Annotated in this window: 8 protein-coding genes and 1 pseudogene; all 9 read left to right on the top strand. The window is 39.3% G+C overall.

What is annotated here, in order from left to right; genetic code table 11:
• The first annotated feature begins 135 nt into the window (after positions 1 to 135).
• Positions 136 to 1,161 carry a FecR family protein gene (locus Q1W14_RS12345; protein ID WP_300701825.1) on the top strand — a complete coding sequence of 342 codons (1,026 nt, stop codon included), beginning with the start codon at positions 136 to 138 and terminating at the stop codon, positions 1,159 to 1,161.
• Between the two features lie 136 nt (positions 1,162 to 1,297).
• Positions 1,298 to 4,732, top strand: coding sequence for a TonB-dependent receptor (locus Q1W14_RS12340; protein WP_300701824.1), 3,435 nt, complete (start codon positions 1,298 to 1,300; stop codon positions 4,730 to 4,732).
• A gap of 15 nt (positions 4,733 to 4,747) precedes the next feature.
• Positions 4,748 to 6,664, top strand: a complete 1,917-nt coding sequence (locus tag Q1W14_RS12335) for a RagB/SusD family nutrient uptake outer membrane protein (protein ID WP_300701823.1) — start codon at positions 4,748 to 4,750, stop codon at positions 6,662 to 6,664.
• Between the two features lie 21 nt (positions 6,665 to 6,685).
• On the top strand, positions 6,686 to 7,444 hold the full coding sequence (locus Q1W14_RS12330) for a DUF3823 domain-containing protein (protein WP_300701822.1): 759 nt from the start codon (positions 6,686 to 6,688) through the stop codon (positions 7,442 to 7,444).
• 139 nt (positions 7,445 to 7,583) lie between these two features.
• Positions 7,584 to 9,557, top strand: coding sequence for a glycoside hydrolase family 97 protein (locus tag Q1W14_RS12325; RefSeq protein ID WP_300701821.1), 1,974 nt, complete (start codon positions 7,584 to 7,586; stop codon positions 9,555 to 9,557).
• A gap of 40 nt (positions 9,558 to 9,597) precedes the next feature.
• Positions 9,598 to 11,046, top strand: a complete 1,449-nt coding sequence (locus Q1W14_RS12320) for a glycoside hydrolase family 125 protein (protein WP_300701820.1) — start codon at positions 9,598 to 9,600, stop codon at positions 11,044 to 11,046.
• A gap of 44 nt (positions 11,047 to 11,090) precedes the next feature.
• Positions 11,091 to 13,031: a glycoside hydrolase family 172 protein gene (locus Q1W14_RS12315; protein ID WP_300701819.1), complete on the top strand. Its 1,941-nt coding sequence runs from the start codon at positions 11,091 to 11,093 to the stop codon at positions 13,029 to 13,031.
• 37 nt (positions 13,032 to 13,068) lie between these two features.
• The gene (locus Q1W14_RS12310; protein ID WP_300701818.1) at positions 13,069 to 14,208 is read left to right on the top strand and encodes a DUF4185 domain-containing protein; all 1,140 of its coding nucleotides are present in this window, start codon (positions 13,069 to 13,071) and stop codon (positions 14,206 to 14,208) included.
• Between the two features lie 25 nt (positions 14,209 to 14,233).
• Positions 14,234 to 14,572, top strand: a pseudogene (locus tag Q1W14_RS12305) (glycoside hydrolase family 92 protein); the annotation flags it as partial.

Below are 14,572 nucleotides of genomic sequence, written 5' to 3'. Positions count from 1 at the left end.
CTCTTATTATTAATAGGTTACAAAAGTGTAGCTATACATGATTAAAATAAATTGAAAAAAAATGCATCTCACATAAATGATTGTGGATTGAGACGTGTATTATATATGAGAACAGAAATATAAAAGAGTTAGTGTATGAAAACAGAATATGAGGATTTTGATAGGTGGATGATAGATTATATGGCTGGATGTCTGCCTGAAGAAGAATTGCAGGGTTTTCATGCACTTTTAAAATCGGACGAGTATTACCAAAAACGTTTTAAGGAATTGTCCAAAGAACATGCAAGATTGCTCATTCCTCATTTTGCCAAGACGGAAGTAGATAATTATGAGAAATTACTTCATCGGTTGAATGTGAAAAAGGGTACTCACTCTTTAACATTATCGCCCCGGTGGGTCTTGTGGAGAAATGTACGCCGTATTGCCGCAACGGTTGCTTTGTTGATAACATCTTCTGTGGCATGTTATTACATTTGGGATGACATACAGAGGTCGACGCAGGACGTGGTACTGTGCCAGATGGAAGTTCCGTTGGGATCGCATACCAAGGTTGTATTGCCTGATGGATCGGTAGTCTGCTTGAATTCCGGTTCGGTTTTGAAATACGATCCGGCTTTTACGAGAAATAAGAATAGGGAGGTTTATCTGGTTGGCGAAGGATATTTTGAAGTACATAAAAATCCGGAAAAACCCTTTATTGTGCATACAGAAGGTCTGAATGTAAAGGTATTGGGAACAGTTTTCAATGTCAGGGCTTATAAAGAAGAACCCAATATTGAAGTAGCCCTTGTGGAAGGAAAGGTAAACGTATTCTCAAAATCGGAGACAACAGGAAATGTGGTACTGAAACCCAACCAGCGTGCTGTTTATGACAAACAGTCGGGGCGGCTCCTCTCGGATGTTGTTGATGCAGAAATCATGACTCAATGGACTACAGGGCGCCTGAGCTTTGTAAATACCTCGCTGGTAGATATAATGAAAGATATAGAACGAAAATTCAATGTACGTATTGATATTCTGTCTGAATGTATGAAGTCTGAAATCTTCTCGGGAAGTATCAGCACCAAACTGTCTTTAGACGAGATTCTGGATTATTTGGACGTAGATGATAAATACGAATGGGAGAGGAAAGGAAATGTGATCACAATAACTAATAAATGAATGTCTAACTAAAAAAATATAAAATATGATGAGATGAAAAACACAACTTAAAAAAGAATCGGAGATACATATTGGTCCCATGTACTCCGACTCGTGAATCTAAAAACTATTAACATAATTTTTACACAACAAATATATGAAAAATAATCATAATCAAGGAATGATTTGTCTAATTTATCATTCTGGACGGTTTTTTATGCCTGTACGGTCGTTCATAATGTTTGCCTTATTATCTGTGTTGACAACTGTAATGGCTTATGCGTCCCCACTACAAGATGTCCGTATTACAGTACAGCAGAAAAATGTATCCCTTACTCAAGTATTCAAAGAGATTGAAAAACAATCAGGGTATTCTTTCCTAGTAAGAAATAACGATGTCAATACTAACGAGAAAGTTTCTGTCGACGCCAAAAATAAATCGGTAGAGCAAGTGCTGGAGATGTTGTTCTCCGGAAAGAACCTTAAATATGAGGTTGTAGGTAAGCGCATTACTATTTATAAACCTATCCGTAAACAAGAATCGACTTCGGACGGAGCACGCAAAATAAAAGGACGGGTGACTGATGTTAGTAATGAGTCCATTATTGGAGCTTCGATTATGGTCAATGGTACGAACAATGGTACTATCACCGATATAGACGGATATTTCTCTTTGGATGTTCCTGCAAATGCTACACACTTGAATGTAACTTATATAGGCTATGCAGCCCAAGTAGTCTCCATCGGTAGACGAACGGAGATTAATATTACAATGAAGGAAGACCTGCAAATGTTGGATGAAGTGGTTGTAGTGGGGTATGGTACTCAGAAGAAAGTGACTCTGACCGGTGCTGTAGCCTCCATAAAAGAAGCCGAATTAATGTCTACAAAGAATGAAAATACTCAGAATATGTTGACCGGTAAGATTGCAGGTGTACGTGTTATGCAGAAGTCTGCCGAACCAGGTTCTTTCAATAATAACTTTGATATTCGTGGTATGGGCGATGCTTTGATAATCATCGATGGAATACCACGTGACAATATGACGCGCCTGGCTCCTAATGATATTGAATCGATTTCTGTGTTGAAAGATGCATCGGCAGCCATTTATGGTGTACGGGCAGCCAATGGTGTTGTGCTGATTACAACAAAGAAGGGTACTAAAGACCATGTTGAGTTGGAATATTCCGGGAATATAGGCTGGCAGAATCCTTCTGGTGCCGTTAAGATGGTGAGCGCTGCTGACTGGATGACATTGAAGAATGAGAAAAGTATGCACAATGTCAATGGTGGTGTTCTAGTTTATCCATTGGATGAGATTGAGGCTTATCGTAACGGAACTAAGCAAGGCACTGACTGGTATGATGCAGTGATGCGCCCGTTGGCTCCCCAGACTCAACATACATTAAGTGCCCGTGGTGGTAATGAAAGAGTTCAGTATTATCTCAGTGCAGGATATATGTATCAGGAATCATTCCTGCGTAGTGAAAGCTTGGATTACGACCGTTTTAATCTTCGCTCCAATATTTCCGCCAAGATTACTGATCGTCTAACTGTAGATTTCAACATGAGTGGAATAATGGATCAGAAAGACCAACCATATACAAATGCTGACTGGATTATCCGTGCAATGCAGCGTGCACCAGCTACTCAGCCCATCTATGCCAATAATAATCCGGCTTATTTAATGTATGGTTGGATTGAAGGCGATAATCCGGTGGCAATGATGGATGCCGACCAGGTAGGTAATAAAACATATAATAATAAATGGTTTCAGTCTTCTTTTCAAGCAACATATGATGTTCCTTGGATTCAGGGTTTGAAACTCAAAGGTATGTTCAGTTATGATTATCAGATAGCGGACAATCGTATTTTTATGAAAACATTCAACGAATATGATTATGATGCAGCTAAGGACATTTATACTCCTCGTAAACTTCAGTCACCGGGTAACTTTACCCGTGAACACTTTACTAAACAATCTTGGTTATATCATGTTTCACTGGACTATGCACATTCTTTTGCCGGGAAGCATAATGTAAGCGGTTTATTGCTATTGGAAGGTCAACGCCGCGACGGTGACAACTTTTGGGCGAGGCGTGAAATGTCTTTGAATCTGGAACAATTATTTGCTGGAAACACAGCAAACCAACAAGGTAATATGAATACGGGTGACAATGATCTTTATCAGAGAGCCAATATGGGGTTGGTAGGTAAATTCGGTTATGATTATCGCTCTAAATATCTGGCAGAATTTAGCTTCCGTTATGATGGTTCTTCCAAGTTCGGAGGCGGTTCACAATGGGGCTTCTTCCCTTCTGGTTCTTTGGGATGGCGTATTTCAGAAGAAGAGTTTTGGAAAGAGTCTTGTTTGTCTTTCATTAACAATGCCAAATTGCGTGCCTCCTATGGTAAATTGGGAGATGATAGCGCATCAAGCTATCAGTTTGTTACAGGATACACTTATCCGGCGGGTGGTGGTGCCAGTGACCGTCCCGGAGGCTATGTATTCAATGGCTCTTATGTAAATGCTGTGGCCAATAAAGGTATTGCCAATCCATATATCACTTGGTATATAGCCAAAACTTTTGATATAGGTGTTGACTTAGATGCCTGGAACGGATTATTAGGTATTTCTGCGGATTATTTTAGCCGTTCCCGTACCGGTCTTTTGGCGACTCGTGCCACTAGTCTTCCTACAGTGGTTGGCGCAGGATTGCCGCAAGAAAATCTGAATGGAGACTTTACACATGGTATAGATCTTGAAATATCTCATTATAATCATATTGGTGACTTAAACTACAATGTAAAAGGTATATTCTCTTATACTCGTACGGAGAGCAGATACGTTGAACGCGGTGAATCGGGTAACTCTTATGAAAACTGGAGAAATAACAATACTAACCGTTATCAAAACATTGTTTGGGGACATGGAGATGGTGGCCGTTATACTTCTTACTATGATATTGCCAATAGTCCTATTTTTGTGAATTATGGAACATTACCGGGTGACTATAGGTATGAGGACTGGAATGGTGATGGTATTAATTCTGATTTGGACACACATCCCATTGGTTATGAAAATCGTCCGTTAATTAATTTTAGTTTGAATGTCGGCGCTGAGTGGAAAGGTTTTGATTTGAACCTGTTATTCCAGGGTGCAGCTATGCAATATAACCGCTACATAGAACAATTACGTGAACCTATGTGGGGACATCCTAACTCAAATGCATTGGATTATTTTATGGATAGATGGCATCCGGCTGATCCAACTGTTGATCCTTATGATCCAAATACAAAGTGGATAAGTGGCGAATATGCTTACACTGGAACTTTGCCATACGAATGGTCTGAGTATAATATACATAATTCAAGTTATGTCCGTTTGAAAAGTGCTGAATTAGGCTACACTTTCCCTCGTAAATGGCTTGGAAGAAGTGGTGTCAAGAGCTTACGTTTGTATGCTAACGGTTATAATTTGTTTACTATCAAGGCAGTACCGTTCGATCCCGAACACTCTGGTAATGATACTTGGGGAAACCTATATCCGTTGAACAGAACCTTCTCAGTTGGAGTAAACGTTAAATTTTAATCAATAAGAAGAATTATGAAAACATTAAAGAATATATTGTGCCTGTCACTTCTTGTAGGAATGTCCGCATGTATTGATTTGGATCTTCCACCGTTGAATGTTGTACAAAATGCTGATGTATTTGGTTCACAAAGTGGTATCAATAGTTATTTGGCACGTGTTTATAGTGGAATGCCGATGGAAGATTTTCGCTATTCGCCAGAGAGAGGCTTTTTCAACGGTTATGTAATGACTGGAATGAGTGTAATGGATGGAGAAGCCATCTGTGGTAATCAAGGCAAGGGAGCGCAAAGTGAGAATACGAAGTATTGGGGAGATGCTTATAAATCTTTGCGTGATATCAACTATTTTTTGCAAACTCTTCCCGAATATGCTTCAAACTTTCATGAATCGGACATGAACACCTGGAAAGGAGAAATGTTGTTCAATCGTGCTTTTATCTATTTTGCTATGGTGAAACGCTATGGTGGTGTGCCTATGGTGAATGAGGTGTTGAATTATCCGGGGCAATCTATAGAGGGACTGAAAATACCACGCTCTTCAGAAGATGCTGTATACCAGCAAATAAAGAAGGATTTGGAAGATGCTTATAATTTATTGCCTGAAACCAACGAGTTGGGACGTGCAACGAAGTATGCTGCCCTTGCATTGAAGTCAAGATCCATGTTGTATGCTGGTTCCATAGCAAAATACAATGAGATTGAGTTAGTTGATAAGAAGACCAATAATCAGTTATGCGGTATTCCTTCAGAGAAGGCAATAGGATATTTTAAGGAGGCTTATGATGCTGCAAAAATGTTGGAAGGTCATTTCTCTTTATATAAAAAAGAATGGACGGCAGACAATAAGGAAGCTCAATATCAGAATTTCGTGAATATGTATTTCGATAATAACAGTCCTGAAAATATTTTGATTCGTCAATATTTATATCCGAACTCGACACATAGTTATGACTGTTTTTCAATTCCCCGTCAGTTTATGGTCGGCGGTTATTCCTCAGCAGTAGGACCTACACTGGAATTTGTGGAGATGTTCGATGGATTTCCTAAAAACGAAGATGGTCATATCAAGACTACTGAAAATGGTAAATATGTATTGTATGACAAGTTGACGGACCTGTTTAAGAATGCAGAACCACGTCTGCGCGCCACGGTTATTTTGCCTGGTGAACAATTCAAAGGAGAAGCTGTAGAAATGTGGCGCGGTATCTATACCGGTCCGATAGATGGCGGAATTTCTCCATTGATTCCGGAAGGTACTTTGGCAAAGTATGAATCAACTGAGTGCAAAAAGAATATTGTGACCAGTGCTAATGGCGGAGAGCAAGAACCTTACAAGTTATCTAATGGAGAAATGATGAATCCGGCTGGTCGTAGCGGTTGCTTTTACAATGATGAAGCTGGTGCCATATCTGGTTTTTCTGTTCGTAAATATTTGGACTCCAAACTGGAAGCTTCACTTGTGGTACTAAACCGCTCTACCCAGTCATGGATTGAGTTCAGATACGGAGAGGTATTGCTCAATCGTGCTGAAGCAGCGATAGAGTTAGCAGAGGCCGGTCAAGGGAATGCATACAAAGAAGACGCTTACTCATGTGTCAATGCTATTCGTGAGCGTGCCGGTGCTACCATGCTGACTAATGCTTCAGCCGTGACAAAAGAGATTGTTCGTACGGAAAGACGCAAGGAATTAGGTTTTGAGAATAAAGCATGGTGGGATTTGAAACGCTGGCGCACACTGGATAAAGAACAAAATAATAAGATTTATAGAATCTTGATGCCATTTTATGCAGATAAGGCTAACAAATGGTTTTTCGATGCTCGTTATGATGAAAAGAATACCCGCTATACAGTAGATTCACGTTGGTACTATTTGGACATTCCGGTAAATATTATCAATAGTGATGGGCTAGTACAGAATCCCGGTTATTAAATTTATTAAAGTAAAGAAGATATGAAAAAGATAGTTTATTTTTTAGCAGTAAGCTTCATGGTGCTGGCTGAAACCTCTTGCCAGAAGTTCGATAATTATGATGAACCTCAGGAGACATTGAGAGGGACTATAATTGATAAGGAAACAAAAGCTCCATTCTTTACAGAAACAGGAAACAACGGGGTGCGTATCAAACTGATGGAATATAGTTGGAGTGATAATCCTACACCTTATTATTTCACTGTCAAACAAGATGGTACATTTAATAATACCAAGATATTTAAAGGGGATTATAATATTGAGCCCGAAGGAGCGTTTGTTCCTTTAGTTTTGCGAAATGCCAAGGGGGAAATTATTTCTGATGCTAGTATAACTATGGGTGTTAAAGGTACGGTGAATCTAAATTTTGAAGTAGAGCCTTTCTTGCGTGTGGAATATGTCGGTGAACCCGTAATCGATGGACGCAAGATTACTGTGAAAGCTAGAATAACCCGTGGCACAGCAAACCCGGATTATCAGCAGGAAATATCAGATGTATATCTGTTTATCAATGGTTCGAGTCCTTATGTCGGTAGTAATAACTTTGATGATCGTTATGACAAGCATTTGGGTGGGGAAGAAATAAAAAATATCATTGGAGAAACGATAACCTTGACTACTGAAGGTGAACTTCCAGCAGGTCGTACTTATTATCTTCGTGTCGGAGCTCGTATTAATAAGGATATTGCAGGAGCGAAGCGATATAATTATGCAGATGTAAAAACAGTCAGTATTCCTTAATTCTTTTTATCTGATTTGATTTTTAAAGTTACAACTTATTGGCTTAATCAGCTTGTCTTTTATGCTGTATTTATTTAATATTGCTTGACAAGTTAATTAGGCCAATAGTTAACTACACCCTATAATATACTATTAAGAAATGAAAAATAGACTTGTCTTATGTCTCGCTTTTTTTTGTTCAGTGTTTGCCTCAGCCCAACAAAAGGTTTCCGTCTTGTCGCCTGACGGTAAACTTAAATTCTCTTTGGAAGTGTCACCAGAGGTGCTTTCATATAAGGTCGATTATAGAAATAAACCTTTGGTAACCAATTCTCTATTAGGCTTTGATTTGGATAGCGGAGAGTTTTGTGGTAATCTTGAAATAGGTAAAGTATATCGTAAGACTATTGATGAAAGCTACACATTGCTTATAGGTAAGGTCAGTACTGCCCGTAATTATTGTAAGGAAATAGTCGTACCTTTACTAGACTCCACTACAAAACGTAAGATTAATCTGATTGTTAGAGCATTTAATGATGGAATAGCCTTCCGTTATGAGTTTCCTAAGCAGCAAGGATGGAATGCATATGTAATGTACGATGAGAAGACACAGTTTAATTTGACAGGCAATCCGAAGGCATTGTTGATGTATCTTCCAGGATATGCAAATACGCATGAGAATCTTTATACGCATGTAATGTATGATAGCATTGCCACACAACGCTTGATAGAGATGCCTGTAACTTTTGAATTTGCTAACAATACTTTTGCTTCTATTACAGAAGCAGCTGTGCGCGATTATGCGGGCATGTATTTAGTAAAGGAAGAGAATAAATTAGTAGGCAAACTTTCTCCGCGTCTCGGACAGGAAAAGATTAAAGTGGAAATTAACTCCTTTCCGCATTGTACTCCGTGGCGTGTGATTTCTGTTGCTGACCGCATTGGGGGGCTACTTGAAACTAATATATTGACAAGTTTGAATGAGCCGTGCAAACTGGAAGATACCTCATGGATAAAGCCGTGTCGCACTACCTTTACATGGTGGAATGGAAATGTAGTTCCTGACAGTACTTTCTCCCCGGGAAACAACTTTGATACGAATAAATATTATATTGATTTTGCTGCCCGTAACGGTCTTGATGCTCACGGTATTTATGGTTATGCAGAAACTCCATGGTATTATGATGAAAACTTTAACTTTGGGAATGCCGGTCCGAATGCTGATGTAACCAAGCCAATTCCATGTCTGGATATGCCACGTATAGCAGAGTATGCTAAAAGTAAAGGAGTTGGAATACATCTTTGGGTACATTGGCGTCCTTTATATAATAAATTGGATGAGGCTTTTGAGCTATACGAAAAGTGGGGAGTAAAAGGGTTGATGGTCGACTTCATGGAGCGTGACGATCAGGAAATGATACGTATTCAGGAGGATATATTAAAATGTGCTGCCAAGCATCGTCTTTTCATTCAGTTTCATGGTTCTAGTAAACCTTCCGGTCTAATACGTACCTATCCGAATGAGTTTACACGCGAAGGTACTCTTAACTATGAAATATGTAAATGGGATAATGTTGTCAATGCCGACCATGATATTTCCATTCCGTTCACCCGTATGCTTGCAGGTGCTACAGACTATCATTTGGGTGGTTTTCGCGCCTTGCCACGCTCTAAATTTAAAACTCGCTATGTGAATCCGTATGTTATGAGTACTCGTTGTCACATGTTAGCCATGTATGTAGTACTCGAAAATCATCTAACTTCTTTGTGTGATGCGCCTGAAGCTTATGAGGGACAACCTGGATTTGAGGTATTACGTGTAGTTCCGGGTACATGGGATGAAATACGGGTACCGCTGGCAGAAATAAATCAGTATGTAACAATTGCCCGTCGCAGTGGTACAGACTGGTGGGTAGGAACTTTAAATAATAGCACAGCACGCGATTTGCAACTGAGGCTTGATTTTTTAGATGATGGTGATTATGAAGCCACGGTTTATACAGATGCCTCAGACGTAAATGAGAATGCAAATCACTTGAATAAGGAAGTACGTAAGGTTACAAGAAAAGAGGTAATTAATATGCCATTGGCAGTAGACGGTGGTTCGGTACTGCATATAGTTAAGATTCAATAGGTTCTAAATAAATAAGATTTAACGAATAGTTTGTAATATCATGAATAGAAGAAATTTTCTAAAAAGAATGGGGCTTTTAGGTGCTGGATATGCCTTGAATGGCAACCTGATCTATGCTAATTCAAAAAAAAACGTCATTGCAAGTCCTCTTACTCCATTTCCTACTGTAAGAAAAACTGCATCGGAAAGGAAATTTAGAAGTCCGGCAATTGAAAAGGCCATCGATACTTTCAATAAGAAAGTGAAAAATAAAGAGCTGGCATGGCTTTTCGAAAACTGCTTTCCCAATACATTGGATACAACCATTCATTATTCAGAGAAAGATGGTCGTCCGGATACTTATGTAATTACTGGAGATATTGATGCTATGTGGCTAAGAGATAGTTCTGCACAGGTTTATCCGTATTTGGATTTTATGTCGGAAGATAAGCAGTTACAAAAGATGATTGCCGGCGTTATTAATAAACAGACTGCATTCATTTTGAAAGATCCGTATGCTAATGCTTTCCATAATGATGACACTCAATATACCAGATGGACAAGTGATCATACAGAAATGAAACCAGGTGTGCATGAACGCAAATATGAGCTGGATTCACTTTGTTACCCCATTCGTTTAGCGTATGGTTATTGGAAGAAAAGCCATGATAGCTCTCCCTTTGATGCACAGTGGAAGAAGTCAATAGAAACAATACTGAGAGTATGTAAAGAACAGCAACGAAAGAACGGTAACGGTCCCTACAATTTTCGTCGAACTTCAGAATGGGCTATTGATGCTGTGCCGATGGGAGGGGGTGGATATAAAGTCAATCCGGTAGGTCTTATCTGTTCTACTTTCAGACCAAGTGATGATGCTACAGTTTTCCCTTTCCTTATCCCTTCTAACTTCTTTGCTGTTGTCAGCCTTAAACAAGCATCGGAAATGGTACGTAAGATATCAAAAGACAATGAGTTGGCAGATCAACTGAAGACATTGAGTCATGAAGTTTACAAAGCTCTGCAAGATTATGCTGTGGTTAATCACCCTAAATATGGCAAAATCTATGCTTTTGAGATTGATGGTTTCGGGTCTGCATATTTGAGTGATGATGCCAATGTTCCCAATTTATTGGCACTTCCTTATTTAGGCGGAACAGACCGTAATGATCCGGTATATGAAAATACAAGAAAATTTGTATGGTCCGAAGGTAATTCATTTTTCTTTAGAGGAACTGCAGCCGAAGGAATTGGAGGTCATCATATTGGTGTTGATATGATATGGCCAATGAGCATTATCATGAGAGCATTGACTTCTAACAATGACAGGGAAATTCAGCAATGTATACAGACTTTGCAGAAAACACATGGCGGTACTGGTTTCATGCATGAATCTTTCCATAAGGACGATCCTAAAAAGTTCACCAGAAGTTGGTTTGCTTGGGCAAATACATTATTCGGTGAATTACTTTGGAAGACATTTAATGAGAAGCCTTACTTATTGGAATACTAGGAATACTGTAAAATAGAACATATTAATTAAAAACTACAAAAAAAATGAATATCTTAAGAAATACATTTTTAGTACTATCGGCTATATTACTATTATGCAATCAGCAAGTTATGTCTCAGGAAACATATCGGTGGACTGATGAACTGGTGCTGTTGAAGAGGATTGATAAACTTCCCGAATATCGTACGGAGTCTTATGTTGAGCAGTTCTCAAGTTATGATAGACGTTGGGGGAATGATGACGGATTTGCCGGAACTTATTCTTTCTTACGCAAAGAAGGCGATAAACTTGTCATTGCAGAAATGGAGGGCCCGGGAGTAATCAATCGTATTTGGACACCCACACCTACGGATAACATGCTCTATTTTTACTTTGATGGTCAAAAGGAGCCGGGGCTGAAAATCAAATTCTCCGATCTGTTTTCAGGCAATGTTTACCCTTTCACTAAACCGGTTTGTGGAAATGAAATCGGTGGTTTCTATTGCTACCTTCCCATCACTTATAAGAAATCATGTAAGATTATCTTTGATGGACCTAAATTGGAGTTTATCCAGATACAATACCGAACTTTACCCAATAAGAAGGTTGAAACCTATACAGGAGAATTTACCCAACAAGATAAAGAACTACTTGCTGAGGTAAACAATATATGGGCTGATATAACCCCTGAGGTAGCAAGTTATACCTTGGGAAAATCAGTTGACGTGCAAGTTAAAGAAACAATGCTCACGATCAAACCTGGTGAAGAATATCCTTTCTTTGAGATGAACAATGCCGGAAGAATAGTGGGTATGGAGATTGATGGTGGTACTTCTTTTGAAGGTTTGTACAAAGACGTACTACTTTCTGCACAGTGGGATAATGAGAAAGTTGAAGCAATTTATGCTCCTGTTGCTGATCTCTTTGGATATGCTTTTGGTAAAGGAGCTATGCGTAGTATCTTGATGGGTAAACAAGGTACTTCCAACTATTGCTATTTTCCGATGCCCTTTGACAAAACAGCATCGCTAAAGATGATTTATAAGAAAAGAAATGGCGTGCAACAATCTCCTGTCTCCGTCAATATAAAGGTTTATTATAATAACAATAAACGGGATATAGAAAAGGAAGGTAAGTTTTATTCTATATGGCATCGTGAGAAGACTCCGATAGGAACCTTCCATCCTTTCTTGGAACAAAAGGGTAAAGGACATTATGTAGGTACCATACATCAGGCCCAAGGATTACGTCCGGGTATGACTCTTTTCTTTGAGGGCGATGACAGCACTTATGTAGATAATAAGATGAGATTGCATGGAACTGGTTCTGAAGATTACTATAATGGTGGTTGGTATGCTTTGCTGGATCGCTGGGACCGAGGTAACAGTCTTTCTATTCACGGATGTTTGGATTATTCTCTTCCGATGAATCGTACCGGTGGTTATCGTTTCTTCTTGTCAGACAAGATGCCCTATGAAAAAGAAATATATCATGGTATGGAACATGGTGAGGTGGGAAATAACTTCCCGGTTGATTATACTACTATCTCTTTCTTTTATGCAGCGCAACCTCTGCTGAAAAAAGCTGAACCTTCCAATGAACAACGTTCTGTTTACTTGCCTGATGTACATGTCTATTTTCCACAGTTAATGCAACTGACTGTAGGTGGGGGAGTTCAAGTAGTACATGACCGAGGCATTCGCATGACTACTCAGAAGAATGGAATGGTACGTATCATGTTGGATGATGTACCGGAAGGTAAGTACAAGGTACTTGTTAATTACTTTGAGAAACCTGATGGGGCAGATTTTCAAATTTGGCAGCGTCAGAAACAACTGTCAGGTTGGATTTCAACTAAAGGAAATGAAGAACTATTTAAAACCGGTGTGCATGTCGGCGATATGGAACTTACCGAACAGACAAATTCTATTACCGTACATGTCAGAGCCAAAGGAGATGGAAACCAATTTGAACTGGCATTAATAACCCTTGAGAGAATAAAATAAATACTTGCTTTTCGTTGGATATGATAACTTTAAAAATATGAAAATTAAATATAGCAGTCTCTTTTTGTTTCTTAACTTTATGGCTTGTAGTATAATAGGAAATGCAGGCACAATGCAATCTGATGAATTAAAGGATAAGAATGGTAAGGTGCTTACAGTTACTAATGTCTGTAGAATAGCCAGGGTCACCGGAGATGCTCTTCCTGATGAAACTCTTTATAATCCTAATAATACGGGCCGTGATTATGATGTATATGGCTCAGACTTAGGAATAATGTGGCATACAAGTAAAAATCAGGTAGGTCTTTTCTTTGGTGATACCAGTGGGAAAGGTTTTGTTGTTGACAAAAATGGTGGTAATGGTTCTAACTGGCGTTCTAATGTTGTAGCTTTTTCGTCAGATATTAATTTAGAAGATGGGCTAAAAATAGATTCTATGCTGTTGGATTCAGAAGGTAAAGCACGTGAAATTTGTGCCGGTGGAAAGACTAATCCCCAAGTATACCAGACTTCTATTCCTACTGCGGCAATTCGTGCCGGTAAACTGGATTGTGTGCATTATATGAACATCCGAGATTGGGGTGGTCCACACGGTCGTTGGCTCACTAACTTTTCGTCTCTTTATGCCTCTGAAGATGGTGGAAGTACTTGGACACGTAGACAAGAAGTCACTTTTGCCCCTGATAGTCATTTTTCTCAAGTTACTTATGCAAAGAGAAAAGGTTGGATTTATATGATTGGTACCCAGTCTGGGCGTGGGGATGCTGCTTATTTGGCTCGTTTTCGTGAAAAGGATATTCTCGAAATGCAATCTTATGAATACTGGAATAGCGAGCGGAAGGAGTGGGTTCGCGGTGAAGAGACTGCTGCTACTCCTATTCTCCGGGGACCTGTCGGAGAGGCGTCGTTGCTGTGGCATAAAAAATTTAAACGCTGGATTCTAACTTATAACTATGATCCTAATTTTGATAAGAATCCTGTAACGGAAAAAAGTGCTATTCTTTATTGTACTTCAGAAGATATTACGCAATGGGGAACTCCCAAAGTATTATATCCAACTCATTACTGTGCCTATATGCATCCTCTCAAAGATAATGAAGACAGAATTTGGTTTATTTCGTCTAAATGGGGACCCTATAATACTTTTTTAATGAGTGCGGACTTACGAATGGAATAAAATCAAAAATTAGACGTTTGGTATCATGAGAAAATACTTATTATTGATTTGTTTTTTAAGCAGTGCCCTTTGGATACAGGCTAAGGACTTCACTCAGTATGTTAGCCCCTTGATAGGTACACAGTCAAGTTTTGAACTTTCTACGGGTAACACTTACCCTGCTATTGCTCGCCCCTGGGGTATGAACTTCTGGACTCCTCAAACCGGAAAAATGGGTGATGGCTGGCAATATGTATATACAGCTAACAAGATTCGTGGATTCAAACAAACGCACCAACCTAGTCCGTGGATTAACGATTACGGTCAGTTTTCCATTATGCCGGTAGTTGGCAAGCCTGAATTCGATGAAGACAAGCGCGCCAGC

The sequence above is a fragment of the Bacteroides sp. genome (assembly GCF_030151085.1).
GTDB lineage: Bacteria > Bacteroidota > Bacteroidia > Bacteroidales > Bacteroidaceae > Bacteroides.
The sequence above is the reverse complement of the archived record's forward strand: the minus strand, read 5'-3'. Positions and strand labels throughout refer to the sequence as shown.

Excerpts from the sequence above, each read along its gene's own strand:
- Q1W14_RS12320 (WP_300701820.1), top strand. The coding sequence starts at position 9,598 with ATGAATAGAAGAAATTTTCTAAAAAGAATGGGGCTTTTAGGTGCTGGA.
- Q1W14_RS12325 (WP_300701821.1), top strand. The coding sequence starts at position 7,584 with ATGAAAAATAGACTTGTCTTATGTCTCGCTTTTTTTTGTTCAGTGTTT.
- Q1W14_RS12330 (WP_300701822.1), top strand. The coding sequence starts at position 6,686 with ATGAAAAAGATAGTTTATTTTTTAGCAGTAAGCTTCATGGTGCTGGCT.
- Q1W14_RS12335 (WP_300701823.1), top strand. The coding sequence starts at position 4,748 with ATGAAAACATTAAAGAATATATTGTGCCTGTCACTTCTTGTAGGAATG.
- Q1W14_RS12340 (WP_300701824.1), top strand. The coding sequence starts at position 1,298 with ATGAAAAATAATCATAATCAAGGAATGATTTGTCTAATTTATCATTCT.
- Q1W14_RS12310 (WP_300701818.1), top strand. The coding sequence starts at position 13,069 with ATGAAAATTAAATATAGCAGTCTCTTTTTGTTTCTTAACTTTATGGCT.
- Q1W14_RS12315 (WP_300701819.1), top strand. The coding sequence starts at position 11,091 with ATGAATATCTTAAGAAATACATTTTTAGTACTATCGGCTATATTACTA.
- Q1W14_RS12345 (WP_300701825.1), top strand. The coding sequence starts at position 136 with ATGAAAACAGAATATGAGGATTTTGATAGGTGGATGATAGATTATATG.